13 protein-coding genes are annotated in these 16434 nt (G+C 61.2%); 6 read left to right on the top strand and 7 right to left on the bottom strand.

Annotated elements, in window-relative coordinates; translation table 11 throughout:
* Positions 1 to 419: 419 nt before the first annotated feature.
* Positions 420 to 947 (top strand): hypothetical protein, encoded by a 528-nt coding sequence (locus tag CORGL_RS01270; protein ID WP_156789753.1) that lies wholly within the window; start codon positions 420 to 422, stop codon positions 945 to 947.
* A gap of 293 nt (positions 948 to 1240) precedes the next feature.
* On the opposite strand, the gene serS is transcribed toward CORGL_RS01270, so the two are convergent.
* Positions 1241 to 2542: a serine--tRNA ligase gene (gene serS / locus CORGL_RS01260; protein ID WP_013708112.1), complete on the bottom strand. Its 1302-nt coding sequence runs from the start codon at positions 2540 to 2542 to the stop codon at positions 1241 to 1243.
* Positions 2543 to 2655: 113 nt separating this feature from the next.
* On the opposite strand from serS, the gene CORGL_RS01255 reads away from it, so the two are divergent.
* Entirely contained in the window at positions 2656 to 2835 is a 180-nt protein-coding gene (locus CORGL_RS01255; RefSeq protein ID WP_013708111.1) for a DUF6724 family protein, read from the top strand.
* A gap of 13 nt (positions 2836 to 2848) precedes the next feature.
* On the opposite strand, the gene CORGL_RS01250 is transcribed toward CORGL_RS01255, so the two are convergent.
* The 3 genes from CORGL_RS01250 to pfkB all read right to left on the bottom strand — a co-directional run bounded on the left by CORGL_RS01250 (position 2849) and on the right by pfkB (position 6037).
* Positions 2849 to 3616 (bottom strand): DeoR/GlpR family DNA-binding transcription regulator, encoded by a 768-nt coding sequence (locus tag CORGL_RS01250; RefSeq protein ID WP_013708110.1) that lies wholly within the window; start codon positions 3614 to 3616, stop codon positions 2849 to 2851.
* 126 nt (positions 3617 to 3742) lie between these two features.
* The gene (locus tag CORGL_RS01245) at positions 3743 to 5002 is read right to left on the bottom strand and encodes a zinc-binding dehydrogenase (protein ID WP_013708109.1); all 1260 of its coding nucleotides are present in this window, start codon (positions 5000 to 5002) and stop codon (positions 3743 to 3745) included.
* Between the two features lie 105 nt (positions 5003 to 5107).
* Entirely contained in the window at positions 5108 to 6037 is a 930-nt protein-coding gene (pfkB, locus tag CORGL_RS01240; RefSeq protein WP_013708108.1) for a 1-phosphofructokinase, read from the bottom strand.
* Positions 6038 to 6353: 316 nt separating this feature from the next.
* Here pfkB and CORGL_RS01235 point away from each other — a divergent pair, with 316 nt between their 5' ends.
* Entirely contained in the window at positions 6354 to 8216 is a 1863-nt protein-coding gene (locus CORGL_RS01235; RefSeq protein WP_013708107.1) for a PTS mannitol transporter subunit IICBA, read from the top strand.
* A gap of 144 nt (positions 8217 to 8360) precedes the next feature.
* Here the strand turns inward: CORGL_RS01235 and proC are convergent, their stop codons facing one another.
* Positions 8361 to 9128: a pyrroline-5-carboxylate reductase gene (gene proC / locus CORGL_RS01230; protein ID WP_245526924.1), complete on the bottom strand. Its 768-nt coding sequence runs from the start codon at positions 9126 to 9128 to the stop codon at positions 8361 to 8363.
* A 319-nt stretch (positions 9129 to 9447) separates the two neighbouring features.
* Positions 9448 to 9963 (bottom strand): bifunctional nuclease family protein, encoded by a 516-nt coding sequence (locus CORGL_RS01225; protein ID WP_013708105.1) that lies wholly within the window; start codon positions 9961 to 9963, stop codon positions 9448 to 9450.
* Between the two features lie 259 nt (positions 9964 to 10222).
* Between CORGL_RS01225 and CORGL_RS01220 the strand changes: the two genes are divergently transcribed.
* Together CORGL_RS01220 and CORGL_RS01215 are read left to right on the top strand one after the other, a co-directional pair.
* A complete protein-coding gene (locus CORGL_RS01220; RefSeq protein WP_013708104.1) occupies positions 10223 to 11971 on the top strand; it encodes a hypothetical protein in 1749 nt (582 codons plus the stop codon).
* The gene (locus CORGL_RS01215; RefSeq protein WP_013708103.1) at positions 11968 to 12729 is read left to right on the top strand and encodes a glycosyltransferase family 2 protein; all 762 of its coding nucleotides are present in this window, start codon (positions 11968 to 11970) and stop codon (positions 12727 to 12729) included. Before CORGL_RS01220 ends, CORGL_RS01215 begins: the two co-directional genes overlap by 4 nt.
* A 62-nt stretch (positions 12730 to 12791) precedes the next feature.
* Here the strand turns inward: CORGL_RS01215 and CORGL_RS01210 are convergent, their stop codons facing one another.
* Positions 12792 to 15035 (bottom strand): DUF4012 domain-containing protein, encoded by a 2244-nt coding sequence (locus CORGL_RS01210; RefSeq protein ID WP_013708102.1) that lies wholly within the window; start codon positions 15033 to 15035, stop codon positions 12792 to 12794.
* Between the two features lie 394 nt (positions 15036 to 15429).
* Between CORGL_RS01210 and CORGL_RS01205 the strand changes: the two genes are divergently transcribed.
* Entirely contained in the window at positions 15430 to 16065 is a 636-nt protein-coding gene (locus tag CORGL_RS01205; protein WP_013708101.1) for a LexA family protein, read from the top strand.
* The last annotated feature ends 369 nt before the right edge of the window (positions 16066 to 16434 follow it).

Below are 16434 nucleotides of genomic sequence, written 5' to 3'. Positions count from 1 at the left end.
CGTGCCCGATCGAACGTGCAGGATCGCATGCGCGACCCAGCTTGAAGCATCACCGAATCCACTGCACCAGAAGCACCGGTTTTGCGAAGACCGTTAGGCACAGTGTTTCTATCGTAGCCCCCAGAGCACACCGGAAAGCGAGATGACCTCAGAACTCGAAAAAATCTACCAGACGATTCCATAGCGCGATGCTTCGTTGCCAACGCCGTCACGATAGCTCATCGAGATGCGGGGCGGCGCCCCATAGCCGGTTCCAAATACATCTCTTCAAGACCTGAGGCGAACCGAGAAGCGCTAGTATTGAAATGCGCATCATCGCGCACCGGTTCTCATCGGATATATATCTTGGAGGCAGCATGCACATGACCCGAAAACCGACTTACCCTTCGGGCGGGCCGAATCGCACGGATGCAACGGCCATGCAGGCGAATATCGCAAGAATCGTGCTGTACGTCATCGCGGCTCTGCTCGCATTCTATACCCTCTGGGCGGCCCTTGAATGCTACGAGCAGATCAATCAGCTGGTGGCGCAGGGTCAGCTTTCCGTATCTGGCAACGAATTCAACATCGTGACGACCTACATGTCTCACTGCGCCGGTTACGGCGTCGACGCGATCATCGTCTTCTCGCTGGGCTGGCTGATATTCCACAGCGTCCACAAGACCTCCTCGCCGGCAAACCCCGAGCGCGCCTCGCAGACGGTGATCTCAGCAGCACCTGATTCATCGGACCGCGAGGAGCAAGTTGTCGAAGCTGGTTTCGCCGCATGCCAAGAGGACGAGGAGACGCCTTCTTCCTCTGAAGCGGCACCAGCGGATGACCCTGTGAGCTGCGATGCGTCGACGGGCGCGGAAGCGGATTCGGTCTCGGACCAAGACGTCGTCGCAGGCCGCGAAGCGGACGAGGCCGCCTCTTCCGACGAGCCCTCCCCTGTTGCCAAAATCTGATCGCACCGCACGACCGGTGCGGGAGGAGCGCTTGGCGGCACCTGTCCCTAGCGGGGTTTCCGACGCTTCGGCAGCGGAATCTCCGGCTCCATGGCGGCAACCAACTCGGCTACGCGGCATCTGTCTTCCGTCTCCAGCACCAGCATGGGTTTGCCCCCCCCCTCATAGGACATCTGATATGCGGCATGGGGCAGCAGCCGCATCGCGCTCTGCGTCGGTTTGACCAGAAACCGGTCGTCGTAGAAGGCGCACGCGCCGCGCGTTGTGAGAGGGCACCCGGGACGCTGGTTCGCTCAGGCGCCGGCACCCCCGGCAGCCGGCTGCTCGATGCGCTCGAGTCCGCCCATGTAGGGGCGCAGGACCTCGGGCACGGTGATCGATCCGTCCTCGTTCTGATAGTTCTCCATGATCGCGGCCATGGTGCGCCCGGTGGGCAGCCCGGAGCCGTTGAGCGTGTGCACGAAGCGCGTGCCCTTGAAGCGCTCGGGATCGCGATAGCGGATCGAGGCGCGTCGCGCCTGGAAGTCACCGCAGTTCGAGCAGGAGCTGATCTCCTTGTACGCGTTGTAGCTCGGCAGCCACACTTCGATGTCATAGGTCTGCCGCGCCGAGAAGCCCAGATCTCCCGTGCACAGGCTGATCACGCGATACGGCAGCTCAAGCTGCTGCAGGAGCAGCTCGGCCTCGGCGGTCATGGACTCCAGCTCGTCGTCTGACTCCTCGGGCCGCGCGAACTTCACCATCTCGACCTTGGTGAACTCGTGCTGTCGGATGATGCCGCGCGTGTCGCGGCCCGCGCTGCCCGCCTCCTCGCGAAAGCAGGGCGTGCCGGCGGTGTAGCGCAGCGGCAGGCTGGCGCCGTCAAGCACCTCGCCGGCATGCAGGTTGGTGAGCGCGACCTCGGCGGTCGGGATCAGGAACTGGTCGTCGCCCACATGGTAGGCGTCCTCCTCGAACTTGGGCAGCTGACCGGTGCCGTACATGATCTCTCGGTTGACGATGACCGGCGGGATGAACTCGGTGAAGCCGTGGGCGATATGGGTATTCAAGAAGAAACTCTGCAGCGCCCGATCGAGGGCGGCGCCGGCACCGGCGAGCACCGTGAAACGCGCGCCGGAAAGCTTCGAGCCGCGATCGAAATCCAAGATACCGAGATCGACACCGAGCTCCCAATGCGGCCTCGGATCGAATGCGAATGCGGGCGGCGTGCTCCAGCGCCTGCATTCGACGTTGTCCGACTCGTCGGATCCCACCGGCGTTGTCGCAGCTGGAATGTTGGGCAACCGAGCCATGAAGCGCTCGAGCTCGTCATCGATCGCTCCGAGCTCATCATTGAGGACGGCGGCCTCGTCTCCGATCGCGCGAACGGCATCCTTGGCGGCTTCGGCCTGCTCGCGCTGACCCTGTCGCATGAGGGCGCCGATCTTCTTCGACTCGGCGTTGCGCGTCGCCTGAAGCTCCTCGACCCGGCAGATGAGCGCTCGCCGACGTCCGTCAAGCTCGAAGAACCGCGCCCGGTCCCATGAGGTCTGTCGGGCCGCCATGGCGGCATCGATCTCATCGGGCATCTCCCGGACAAACTTCATATCGAGCATGGCTCCTCCAGACGTATGCGAACCTGTGCAATTCAAATGCGGCGGGTGTCTTGTACCCAGCCAAGTATATACTTATAGCAATTAAACCCGTCTCGAGAAGACAAGTTGGGAAGATGTCGTCGCTTTTTGATTATCTGTTCAATACCCACGCGGGCTTTGCCGTGCTCTTCTTCGGTGGCATCGTGTTCTTCTTGGTGCTCGCCTACATCCTTGAGAAGCGCACCGGCAAGATCTACGTGGACCGAGGTGAGCGGAAGGCTGACGAGGACGATGGCTGGCATCTATTCGGTTAGCTGAGACCGGCCTCTACACCACGCGGACACCGGCACGTGCGCAATCGTGCAAGAAGCTCTCAGGCAGGCACCCGTCGGACACGATGATGTCAACGTCGTCGAGATCGCAGATCTGAAACGTGCTGCGCCGTCCGATCTTGCTCGAATCCATGAGCGCCACGGTCTGCTCCGCCCGCTCGATGCAGGCGCGCTTGACAGCCGTCTCCTCATCTGATCCGCACGAGAAGCCAAAATCATCCTGATAGCTCGTGATCCCCAAGAAGAACTGGTCGAAGTTGAGTCCGCGCACGTCCTCCAGGGTTCGCCCTCCGTTGAGTGAGAAGCTGAAGCGGTTGAGCGCGCCGCCGACGATGATCGAGCGCGCCAGCGACAGCCTCGCCAACTCCATGGCACAGGTCAGACTCGCGGTGAACACGAGCATCCGCTGATCGTCAAGGTCGCGCGCGACCATCGTGGTCGTGCTTCCCGAATCGAGAAAGATCGTGCTGTCCGATCGCACGAGCGCCGCAGCCTTCTCGGCGATGGTCTCTTTTGCAGCGACGTTTCGCAGCGAGCGACTGTCGAGCATATCGTCGGTGCCGATGACGAACTCGACCGAGCGAGCGCCGCCGTGGATGCGCACGATGCGCCGGCATTCGTCGAGGGCCTTGAGATCCGTCCTGAGCGTCATGTCCGACACCTCGGGAAAGGCGGTCTTGATCTGTCCGAACGACACGCTGCCCGCTGTGTTCACCAGATGCACGATCTTCTCGCGTCTTTCATCGACCGAGGTCATGGCCATGAGCATCTCCTGATAAGAAAACTTCAACGCGCCCGTCGAGCCCTCCGGACCCGAGCGTCGTCGAATCTGAGCACCTCACATTGTAGATCAGGTTGCCGATGCGCGCCGGCGGCCGCATCTCGCTGCTCATGCCCAGTTCGCGAGCAGATAGTCCTCGGCTTTTGCGCACCAAAGGCCCCGGTTGCCCTCAACGATATCGGCAAGTGCAGAGAAGCGCTCATCGTGTGCGGCATGCTCTCGAAGTTCATCGAGGGCTGTGAGCGGCATCTCGATGTGGGTGTAGATGAGCTTCTTTCCGCCTGGGATCTCCGGAAGCCGCAGCGTGGCATCGGCGGCAGCGTCGAGGCCACCGATGTGGGTGACCATCACAGCCGGATCGATCCTGCCGGCAGCGGTCAACGCGAGCGATTCGATCATGTCATCGGTGTTGCCGCCGGTGGTGCCCATGACATGCGTCGAGTTGTAATGCACGTCGTAGAGGTTCACGGGTGCGGAGAAGCATCGGTCGGTCGGGCCGGCGAAAAAGTTGAGGCACCCGTCGCGACCCAGGATCTCGGAGGACAGCGTGGCGACAGCAGCCACCGGCGCGTAGCATAAGACGTCATCGTAGCCTCTGTCACCTGTCAGACCACGCAGCGCGCGCGCTGGATCCGCCATATCTTCGGTGTTCACGATATGCAGCTCGATTCCCTCCGCGCGCGCGATCTCATCGGGCGGGAACAGCGACGCCGCCCGGTCCAGTCGCTCCCGATCGATATCGGCCACCACGATCATAGAGGGCCGCCTGTCGCTGTGCAGCGCGTAGGTGAGCGCGCCGAGCCCCATGGGGCCCGCACCTGCGAGGATCGCCAGACTTCCCCCCTCGCGGATGCCCATATCGTGGGCGTAGACCCCCATGTGCGTATGATAGGCGGCGTGAAATGCCCCGATATTGCAGCTCATGGGCTCTGCCAGGGACGCCTCGAAGTACGCGCGACCGGTGTACTCGAGCATGCAACCGCATTCCATGACCTCGGCCGGGATGATGCAGTAGGTGGCATCGCCGCCGCAGAACTCGTAGGAGTAGCCCGGAGACCACATCGTGTTCCGATAGTTGAGCGCGGGTTGGATCGTGAACTTCATCCCCGGGCGAAAGCGCGCGGCGTGCTCGGAGCCGACCCGCACGATATCGCCGGCGAGCTCATGCCCCATGATGGCGGGATGTGAGGCGATGTTTTTATGCACGCGCTTGTGCTCGACGCCGAGTTTCGCACATTTATATGTCGACATGCAGATGCTGTCCGAGACAACCTTGACCAGAATTTCGTCTGCGCGGATCTCGGGAAGCTCGAACTCGTCGAGTCTGAGATCTCCCGCGCCATGGATGCGTACCGCTTTTGCCAACATGTTGCTTCCCTTCGATTGTGTGATATCTCCTGTGTCCGCGCTGCGAGCGCGATCGAGACCGACGGGTTCTCAGCTGGCATGCCCAGCCGGAGCGCACGCAGAAACTCAGAGCTGCTCGATGCGGACTTCGGGGACAAGGCTGTCGATGAGCGCGCGCTCCGCCGCTTGGGTGCCCTCGCTCATCACATTGGCTGCCCCCGTCGCCATGCTGAGCGCGATCGCCTCGCGCCATGGCAGATCGCAGTCCAAGGCGTGGCACAGCGCCGCCACGACCGAGTCACCCGCACCGACGGTCGAGCTGACGCGAACCTCGGGGGCGCTGGCGAGCAACGCGGTATCACTCGTGAGGAACACGGCGCCCTCGCTTCCCAGCGAGACCGCGACGCAGCGCACCCCGTCGACGATGAGCGAGCGCCCGGCATCGACGATCTCGGCAGTCGAGCAGAGCGTTCGGCCCACAAGCTGCTCGAGCTCTGCACCGTTGGGCTTCACGAGATACGGCTTCGCGTGCAAACCATATCTGAGGGCGTCTCCCGCGGCATCGAGAAACACGCGCGCTCCGTGGGCGGCGCAGGCTCGGGTCCATAGGGCATAGGTGTCTGGAGCAACCCCTTCAGGCAGGCTCCCGGAGAGCACGACGATATCCTCCGCGCGCAGATCGGCGACGAGGCTGTCGAGCATGTCGTTGAGCACGACCTCGCTCACGTGCGGTCCAGCCTCGTTGATGTCGGTGTGCGTATGCAACCGGGGATCGGCGACCTTGAGGTTCGTTCTGGTCTCACCGCCGGCATCGAAACTGCGGCATGGGATCGCCAGCTCATCCAAGGCACACCGGATGGTTTCGCCTGTCGCGCCCCCCAGCAGCGCGAACGCCAAGCTTGCGCCGCCGAGCTTCGCGATCGCCTTCGATACGTTGATGCCCTTGCCACCCGGATCGATCCGGCACCCGACCACCCGATTCACAGCATCGATCGTGAAGGACTCGATGAGAACGGTCTTGTCCAGCGCCGGATTCAGCGTCACCGTGTAAATCATATGCAAACCCTTCTCGCAAGCCATAAAGACGCAATTCTCTGACCGATTGCTGTTAGCTCATTACTGTAGTTGAAACAAAAGCAACTATTATCTTATCAACAGATACGGTGTTGTCAAGAATAGTGTCCGTGGCCCGATAAGGGTGCAGCAAGATACCGTTTACTGGTAATTTTATACCACTCGCTAAGAGGTCTGTGTGTCTATGCAATCTATTGAAACAACAGTAATAGGATAGCTTTTGTTGAAACAAAACAATCGTTAGCTTATGCGCACATCACATCCGCTACAACCGCAGATCTACGAAAGAAGGGTGATCATGTCTCTCAAAGACAAGGTATCGCGATTCGGAAAATTCCTGAGCGGCATGGTGATGCCCAATATCGGTGCCTTCATCGCCTGGGGCTTTCTCACCGCTCTGTTCAACGCATCGGGGTGGCTGCCCAACCCGAGGTTCGCCGAGATGGTCTCGCCCATGTTGAACTACCTCATTCCGATCCTCATCGCCGCCCAGGGCGCATATATGATCGGTGGGGACCGCGGGCGGATCATCGGTCCCATCGCCGTCGTCGGCTGCGTGATAGGCGCGCCCGATTACCCGATGCTCATGGGAGCCATGATCATGGGTCCGTTCGCCGGCCTGGTCATCAAGAAGTTCGATCGACTCATCGAGGGCAGGACACCGCCCGGTTTCGAGATGCTCGTGGACAACTTCTCCGTCGGAATCTTGGGCATGCTGCTCGCGATGCTCGGCTATGTGGCGATCGGCCCGATCATGGCGGCCCTGCTCCAAGTGCTCAGCGCCGGCGTCAGCGTCCTCGTGCGATACGGCCTCATGCCTCTGCTCGCGATCTTCATCGAGCCCGCCAAGGTGCTGTTCTTGAACAACGCGATCAACCACGGCATATTCACGCCGATCGGCGGGGCTCAGGTCGAGGCGACCGGCCACTCGATCATGTATATGCTCGAGGCGAACCCGGGACCGGGCCTCGGCATCCTGCTCGCCTATTGCTTCTTCTCCCGGGACGCCAAGACGCGTCAGTCCGCGCCCGGTGCTGTGATCATCCATTTTCTCGGCGGCATCCATGAGATCTACTTTCCCTATATCCTCATGAACCCGAAGATCATCATCGCGCCGATCGCGGGCAACATCTGCGCGATCAGCTGGTTCGCATTCACCGGCTCAGGCCTGGTTGCTCCGGCCTCGCCCGGGTCCATCATCGCGTTTCTTTCCATGGCACCGCCCGATCATATGGTCGTGATCATCATAGGCGTCGCTATCGCCACAGCGGTGTCGTTTCTCGTCGCCGCACCGATCGTGCGCTCCGCTGCCGCCGATGACCTTGAGGGCGCTGAAGATCGAATGCGCGCGTTGAAAGGCGAATCCGATCCCGCCGCCGAGCCCGAGGCGGCCTGCGGCATGATCGTGTTCGCATGCGACGCCGGAATGGGATCGAGCGCCATGGGTGCGACGCGCTTTCGGAATCGCATCAAGGAGAACAGGCCTGACCTCGTGATCAGACATGCGAGCGTTGATTGCATCCCCGCTGAGGCGACAACCGTGGTATGCCAGCGGACCCTGTCCAGTCGCGCCCGCCGCAGCGCCCCGGGTGCCAGAATCGTCGAGATCGACAGCTTCTTGGATGATCCGGCGCTCGATCGGCTCGCCGCCTCGCTGGGGAGCGAGGCGGACGGCACCCGCCTTGCGAGCGATGGCGACACGACTCCAGCGGTGGTGTCTGACAGCTGCGCCGAATCTCACGATCTATCTATCGATCGCTGCAGCATCCAGCTCGGGCTCGAAAGCGTCTCTCGCGCCGAAGCGCTTCGAGCAGCCGGGAAGCTGCTGGTCGATCAGGGTTTCGCACGTGAGTCGTATGCGGACGCCATCGCCGAGCGCGATCGACTGGCGAGCGTGTATCTGGGAATGGGCGTCGCCATCCCACATGGGACGCGTGCGGCGAGCGATGCCGTCATCAAAACCGGCGTGGTGCTCCAACAGTATCCCGAGGGCATCGACTTCGATGGGGAGAAGGCATATCTGCTCTTCGGTATCGCGGGTCGCGGCAGCGAGCACCTGAAAGTGCTCGCGAACATCTGCGGGATCTTGGAGAACGAGAAGGTGCTCGCGAAGCTCAAGACCACCGATGACATTGACTGGATCCTCAAGGTGCTCTCCTAGGCGCTCGCACGCACACGAAAATCCGACACATAGCGCTGCATCATTGAGATCAGGGAATGCGCGCGGCGAATGTCATGACGCGTCGCGCGCATCTGCACTACGTTGATCGCACTCGCTTCGGTGAGACCGTGGGAACGCTTCAGCCTAGGCTTCGATCGCATCGATCGCGCGGATCAGCGCAGATCGGATGCCGGCTGCTTCAAGCGCCGAGACGCCCTTGATGGTGCTGCCACCGGGCGAGCAGACCGCGTCCTTCATGATCGCGGGATGCCTGCCGGACTCGAGCTGCAACCTCGCTGTGCCTGCGAACGTCTGGCTCGTGATGCGGTAGGCCATCTCGCGCGGAACCCCGTGCTTGACGGCGGCATCGCCGAGCGCCTCGATCATCATCGCGACAAATGCCGGAGAGCATCCGCTCACCGTGCCCGCGGCGGCGAGCAGCGAGCTGTCGACGTCCTCGACGGAACCGAGCAGGCTGAGAACCGAGCGAGCGAGCTTGTCCTGTCGTTCGGTGAGGGTGTGTTCGCCCTCGCAGATGATGACGCCCTCGTTTACGGCGACGGGCATGTTGGGCATCGATGACAGATGATTCGTTCCCGGAAGGATCCGCTCCAGATCAGCGCAGGACCACCCGGCCGCGATCGAGATGATCGGCTTGCCGACGAGCTGCTTGGCAACCGGCACGAGCACCTGCTCGACCACATGCGGCTTCACGGCGACCACGATCATGTCGACCGAGTTCACCAGACTCGCGACGTCCTTTCTTGGCCGTATGCCCACCGACTCGGCGCGCTCGGCGAGTCTCTGATAGTCGCTGGCACATGCATACAGGCGTCCCGCCGAAATGGCCTCCGTGCGGATGAGGCCCTCCGCCATCGCGCGCCCCATGTTGCCGAAACCTATGAATCCCACTTGCACGGTATCTATACGCGTGACATTGCCTGTCCTGTTGGGTGCCATCATGATTCCCTTCGAGCAACGCGGGTGCGGCCCCTCAGCTGCCATCGTCGTTTCTAACGACAGAGCGCAGCGCAACGAGGCGCGGAGCCGCTCTGTGCAAAGCTCTAACGATCATATCGGAATCGTAAAAGGCCGATGGTGCGATTTCTGAAAGATCAGCGCTGATAGCGCGAAAAAACAGATCACCTCTTCTGGGAGCACGGGGCTCCGAGAGATCTCGCCCGCGGAACCGGATGGTCGCCCCCTATTTGATCGCACGTCCGGAGTCGCATCAGAAATCATCCGGTGAAAGCGCCTGAACCGCTTGATCGAATTCCTCAAGCTCATCTTGGTCCATCGGAGATCCCTCCGCAGGAGAAAGGGTACCAGCGCGATTCATGACCTCGTCTTCCACATAGACGGGAGCGTTCACGCGCACCGCGAGCGACAAGGCGTCACTCGGGCGGGAATCGACCGTGAACTCATTCGTCTCGCCTATCTGATCCACGTTCACGAGCACGAGCCTTGAATAGAAGACGGGTGCATCCATGGCGTTGATCTCGATGCGCTCGAGCTTGACGCCGAGCCTGCTCATCGTCTCGACAAACAGATCATGCGTGAGCGGACGCCCTCCTGCGGCGTGCTCGATCCCGCGGCTGATCGCTGTCGCCTCAAAGGAGCCCGTCTCGATCGACAGGGCACGCGGCGGCATGTCCCCATCGCCTGTCGTCTGCCGCTCGCGCAAGACGATGACAGATGGTATGGAATCGGAAGCCATGACAATGGCCTCGATATCTACGCGAACCAAAACAGCACCTCCTCATCGGCTCGACATGGTCGGCCGGTGTGGTCTCTCAGTCGAGCTGAATAGTCATACTACCCGAATGCCTTCAGCTGGGAAGAACCTCACGGGGTTTTCACGCGCTCTCGAACATGCGCTTTTCGTGATCCTTCCTCGATGCGGGCAGTTTCGAGGAGATCGCCTCCTGACAGCTGGAGCCATCCCCCGCGAGGTGCGGTACAATCGCACAATCGCGCCCGTCCCCAGTAGATTCAGGTACACCATCTTGAGCATTTCAGATCCAACGGACAAGCGACCGACCAGCGAAGCTGAAGACGAGCCGTATCGCTCGGACGGAGTCACGGCGGACGGTTCGCAGGCTTCGCGCGATTTTGCTGGGAGCAGATTATCCCCGCGCCCGACGGGAGCGGGGCTGGCCCTTGAGCGTGCGCTGGTCGCCTGCGTCATGCTCTTCCTCGGGGTCACGGGGCTGTCCACGCTTCTTGTCACTGCGTCTCTGCCCAACTACGATAATGCGGTCGTCTTCAGCTTCTCGAGAGCGCCCTTGGTGGTCGCTGGCATCGCGGTGATTCTCGCGTTCCTGCTTCGCGTCTGCGGCCGTGGCGTGCTCGTACGCATTGATGAGCGAAAGCTTGCGATCGGGGTCGTCGTCTACGCGCTGATCGCGGGCACCATCTGGGTGCTGTCCGCCCGCGTCTGGCCGGACTGGGACTCCCTTGATCTCATCAACGCGGCCCTCGAGATGGGACAGCGCGGGTCCATCTTCTATGAACACGGAGGCTACCTGTATCGGTTCCCCTATCAGATGGGCTATGTCTTTCTGATACGCCTCGTGTCCCTGGTCGCCCACGGGCATACCTACCTGTTGCTCGAGGCGTTGAACATCGTCTTCACGGCTTGGATCCTCTACCTTGTCATAGCGATCACACGGGAGCTGTTCGCCAGTCGGCGCGCGGTCGGCATCTGCTGCGTCCTGTGCCTGCTCTTCTTGCCGCTCATCTTCTACGTGACGTTCGCCTACGCGATCGCGATCGGTCTGGCCTTCGCGCTGCTCGGTCTGCTTTTGCAGATCCGCGCAATCGCGCGCGGATCCAAGCGACTCGGATTCGAGTCGGCGCTGGCGATTTCAGCGAGCTGCATCCTCAAGTCGAATATGCTTGTGGCCCTCGCTGCGATGGCCGTGGTGTGGCTGTGCCATCTCATCGGGTACAGGGCCCTATCGAGCGCGTGCGGGCTCGCGACGCTTCTCGCGGTGTATGCGACGGCAAGCCTGTCGATCTCTCTCATCACCCTGAGGATCTGCGGCATGGAAACCTCCCACGGGATCCCCACCTCGGTCCCGATCGCCATGGGGCTCAGCGATACCGGCGGGGAGAACTACGGCTGGTACAACGGATACTCTTGGAAATATGATGCCGAGCACTACAGTGTCGAGCGCTATGATCGCGAGGCGCGCACCATAATCCGCTCCCAAGTCGATCGCTTCGTCGCTGATCCCGGATATGCCTGGACGTTCTTCTCGAAGAAATACTGGTCTGAATGGTGCATGCCGACCTACGAGTCGCTTCTGGCGAGCAACTGGCGCGGGTCCTCCAGGCCCGAGGTGCCCGTCATGACGAAGCGCCCGTACACGCCCCTGGCCAGAATCGTGTACTACGGAGCGTTGCACGATGCGATCTTGGGTATGCTGGACGTGCTGCAGACGCTTATCATCGCAGGTGCCCTCATCGAGGTCATCTCGGACCGAATCAGATGCCGACGCGATCAGCGGAGGCGGGACCCGGGATGCGCGAGCGATGCCGTTCACCGGGGAGGACTTCGCGTGCAGCATATGGGTCCGCTGCTGTTCGCAGCGGGCTCTGCCCTGTTCTATCTGTTCTGGGAGGCGCAGTCGCAATATGTGATGCCGGCCTATGTGGCGCTGCTGCCTTTCGCTGCGGGGGGAATCTCCGTGGCGCTCGACGGCATCGGATGTCGGCATCGAACGCGGGCGGTAGAGGAGACAAGCAGATGAGTGACGAGAGAGCGAGAATCGGCGGCGGTGATGCGGACACGCTCTACATCGTCATGCCCGCTTACAACGAGCAGGCCAACATCATCAAGGTTCTCGATCAGTGGTACCCGGTCGTCGAACGCATCGGCGGTGAGAGCAGGCTCGTCGTCATCGATGACGGCAGCCGTGATGAGACCTTTCGCATCACCCAGCGCTTCGCTGAGACGCATCCGCGACTCATCGCGAAAACAAAACCCAATTCCGGCCACGGAGCGACTCTGGTCGATGCCTATCGCTTCGCACTCGAGCACAAGGCGACATGGGTGTTCCAGACCGACTCGGACGGTCAGACCGATCCCGCTGAGTTCTGGCAGCTCTGGGAGGCACGGCAGCTTTGCGACATGGCTATAGGCTGGCGCCGGGGACGCGAGGACGGACTGGCGCGCGTGATTGTCACCAAGACGCTCAGAGCCGTCGTGCGCATGCGGTTCGGGGTGTCCCTGCAAGACGCGAACACGCCGTTTCGCCTCATGAGCGCTCAAACGCTGAGGGAGAACCTGAAGCTCGTGCCCGCGGGCTTCAATCTCGCAAACGTGCTGCTCGCCGTGATCTACGCCAAGCGAGGCCAACGTATTCGATATTTCCCCATCACGTTCAAGCCGAGACGAGGCGGCGTGAACTCCATCAACATGCGAAGCATCATTCAGATCGGATACCGAGCTCTGAGCGATTTCGCCTCACTCAACCGCGAGCTGAACGAGCGCATCGAACGAAGGTAAGACGGCGTGCGCAGAGATCGCGCGCGCCGTCCCGGATTCGGATCAAACGAAGCTCCTCGGAGCTATTTCCACCCCGCGACCTGCTGTGCGGTTGGTGTCGTCTCGAGGCGAAGCGTCGTGGTGGATCCGGCGGGTACCGTGACGTTGTATGTATAGGTCGTCGTCTGACCAGCGCTCGTTTGAATGGTGGCAAAGAACACCTGGAACCCCTCGTAGGTTGACTCCGTCATACCGAAACCCTCGGGAGCGTAGCCGCTCAGAGACAGATCGGAGATGGTTCCGCCTGCCGGCGCGAAAAGATATACCTTGTTGATCATGTCGGTGACATCGCGCTTGGCGGGGTTGTAGCCGGTGATGTATTTCACCAAACCGGATGCCTCGTTGGGATCCATGTTGTTCTTGATGGTCGTTGTGACCGAATAGGTCGTGGTGCCATCCGGATTGGCCCTGCCTTGGCCGATCGAGGTGTTCAACGAAAGGTACCAGCTGATCTTGGACGCGGTGTCATCAGCAGCGAACACGCCGAGCGCGGGCGCGCCCTTGTCCTTGGAGAGGGTGCCCGAGCAGCCCATCTCGACCATCTTCGCCTCCTCGTCCGCGTTGGACATCCACGCCTGCAGATGGTGCTTCGTCATGGCGTCAAACGTCGTCTTGGCGAAGTCGAGTTTGCTGATGTCTCCGAGGCTTCCCATGATCTTCTGGAACGACAGCGCCGCGACGTTGCCGAAAAAGAGATCCTTGTACTCGGTGGGAAGGCGCTGATAGGAATCGTGCAGCAGCGTCGCAGCAGCGTTGGAGCCATCAACGACCTGACCGTTCATGGCGGTGACGCCACCGGAGAGCTTCAGCATCTGCTGCAGGAAAACCGGATCGATGGCGATGACGCCGTCGATCGGGGCGCCTCCCTTCTGGTCGGTCCACATGGCTGAAAGCAGCTGCGAGGATCGGCTGAAATCGGGAATGAAGTTCGTGTCGCCGGGGATCTTGCCCACCCGCTCCCCGAAGATCGTGCGCTCCTCATCGGTGATGCCGAAGCCGGCCTGGTCATACCAGGTGAGATCATGTGCCGCAGTGAAGTTGCCGAGCGTGATCTTGCCGTCGGCAACCGCAAGCGTGCCGATGCTCCCCGGGAAACCGCCGGTGCTCCTGAGCTCGGCGCTGTTCTGGGCGACGATCAGGTAGGTACGCGTCTGGCCTCCCTCTCCGAGCATCTGCGGGAGCAGCGGGGCGATAGCGGAGGCCTGTTCGAGCGGACCCTCAGCAGTATCGAGCAGATCGCGAACATTGGCTATCACGGTGCCGAGGGCGGCGAAGTGGGGCTCTGGCAGCGCCGCTATCCGGTTCGCGCTCGTTTTGACCGCGGGTGCGATCTTGGAGAGCGCCTGCGTGATCGACTTGATCGTGCCGACATCGAACGTGTTGTCATGGATGAGCTGGCCGGATTGCATCTGCGCCAGCGCATCGCAACCGGGGATGAGGGCATTGCGGCACAGATCGTTTACCTCGCCGACAAGGGTGCGAGCGGATCGCACATCCTCGCCGAGCACCGGCACCAGCGACGCCGTCTGCCAAGCGATGCCATCGGTTTTCCTTCTCATATCGGCGGACATGTCCGCAAGGGAGCTGGCGGTCGCGCGAATGCCATCCGCATCCTTGCTCTTGGCCTTATTCGCGATACTCTTGGCCTGCTCGATCATATTCTTTGATGTCGAAGTGATATCCTTCGCATCCCGGTAGAGCGAAAAGGCGCAGAAGCCGCTGAATGCGATGAACAGCAAGAGGAGAACTCCGACGATTCGCGCGATGATATGCGCGCGCGCTCTATGCGGACGCGCGCTCTCGAAGGTGATCTGCCGCGCTGAGGGCACTTCATCGATGCGTCTCATGCGCGAAATCGGGGCTCCCGCAGGGATACCCGACACCGTGGAGGGATTTCCGCCCGGCCTGCGAGTGCGCGATGCGGGGACTCTGCCGCCCGGCACTGCCGAGATCGGGCTCTGCGGTCTCGTCGACGTCGCATGCGGGGACGTCGCGTCGGACGCAACAGATCGGCCATCGCCTCCGCTACGGGGCTGGAACCGACCCTGTTGCGCTCCATGCGGAGCCTGCGGCCCCCGCGCGCCGACGGGCGATGCATCGCCTCGCCTCGCACGCGCGCTCTGCTCGTACATGCGCGCGAACTCCGCTGTCGTATACGGAGAGGCGTTGCGGGGCCGATTGGACGCGGGAACGCGTCCGGGGTGCTGATTGGGGTTCGAGCTGCCGGAAAAATGGCTGCCGGAACCCGATGCGCTATCGCTCTCCATGAGATCCTCCTCATAGCTACCAAAGGCAAGCAGATTCAATCATATGGGTTCTGAGCGTGGGGTCGCGCGAATTCCAACGAAAAAAGATAATGCAAACGGGATCAGATCGTCGATTGCCACCGCGGAGACATCAGCCGAGTCGCCCATCTGCGCGACCCCTCATCTCGGTCTCTCTCATAAGGGGTGTAGAAACCGTGGAGATCATAGCGTGCTACGAGGGCGGAATCATCCCCTTGCTCTTTATCGCGCAAAGACGAGCGCCCTCAACCCCGTCTGGAGCCCGCGGCTGGCCGTGACACCACCGACGCGAGAATCGCACTGGGCGCGAATAGAGCATTGGCACGCCGAAAACGTGGTATTACTATGTCACTGAAACTTAACACAGGGAGCTGGCATGGCGCTACCGGAGAACATCAGACTCATCAGAAAGATAATCGGTCTCACGCAGGCGCAGCTCGCTGAGAGGATCGGTGTGGCGCGCACCACGGTCACCCAATGGGAAAACGGCACATCGAACCCGCCGATCAAGACGATTCAGAGGCTCGCGCAAACGCTTGGCGTACCGGTCACCATCGTCGTGGGTGACAACGACGCGAACGACCTGAAGCGCGCGCTCGACAAGATCAGGGCTCCCTGCGCGCGACTGCGCAGACGGATTCATCCGGGAATCGCCAACAAGCCCGATATGCTCGATGAGTGCATCGAGCTGCCGAGTGAGGTCGCGCTGGCGCATCCGAACGCATACTTTCTCGAAGTCAAAGGCGATTGCATGAATCGTGTCTATCCGGAGGGCTGCTTGATTCTCATCGACCCCGAATCAGAGCCGCGCAGCGGCTCTATCGCCGTGGTCTCAATCGATGGATCCGAGTGCCTTGTCCGCAGACTCTATCAGACCGCGCACACCCTCGTGCTCTCCCCGGAGTCCTGGAATTCGGAGCACTGCGATGTGATCATAGAGCGCGGCGACAGCCGCAATGTCAGCATTCACGGCATCGTCGTCTGGTTTCAGTCGCGTACCCAGATGAGCTAGGCCATCGCCGACACGGGGCCTCTGAAGCCGCTGAGTCGGTTTCGCGGGCCGGCGAGACGCGGGCCGGTCTCGACGGCCCGCGTCGATGGAGCGCTGACGCCTATCAACAACCGATCGCCGCGATTTTCCTCGGCCGCATAGGCTTCTATCGCATGCCACAACGACACGAGAGCGCTTCAAGGGCGGGCTTGCGCATCATGCGCGCAAGTGACATGATGCTGACATATGTTGCCGAACGCGCAACACATATGGCATGTGCCGGAGGTTCTCGCATTGAAAATATATTTTTCAAATGATACTTTTTCTTTACTTTTCTTGCAAATTAATACCACTTACGTATGAAAGTTAATACGTTTACGGAATTATACG

Origin of the sequence: Coriobacterium glomerans PW2, assembly GCF_000195315.1 — a bacterium.
Classification (GTDB): domain Bacteria; phylum Actinomycetota; class Coriobacteriia; order Coriobacteriales; family Coriobacteriaceae; genus Coriobacterium; species Coriobacterium glomerans.
Note: the sequence above shows the minus strand (reverse complement) of the source record. Positions and strands in the feature narration are given on the sequence as shown.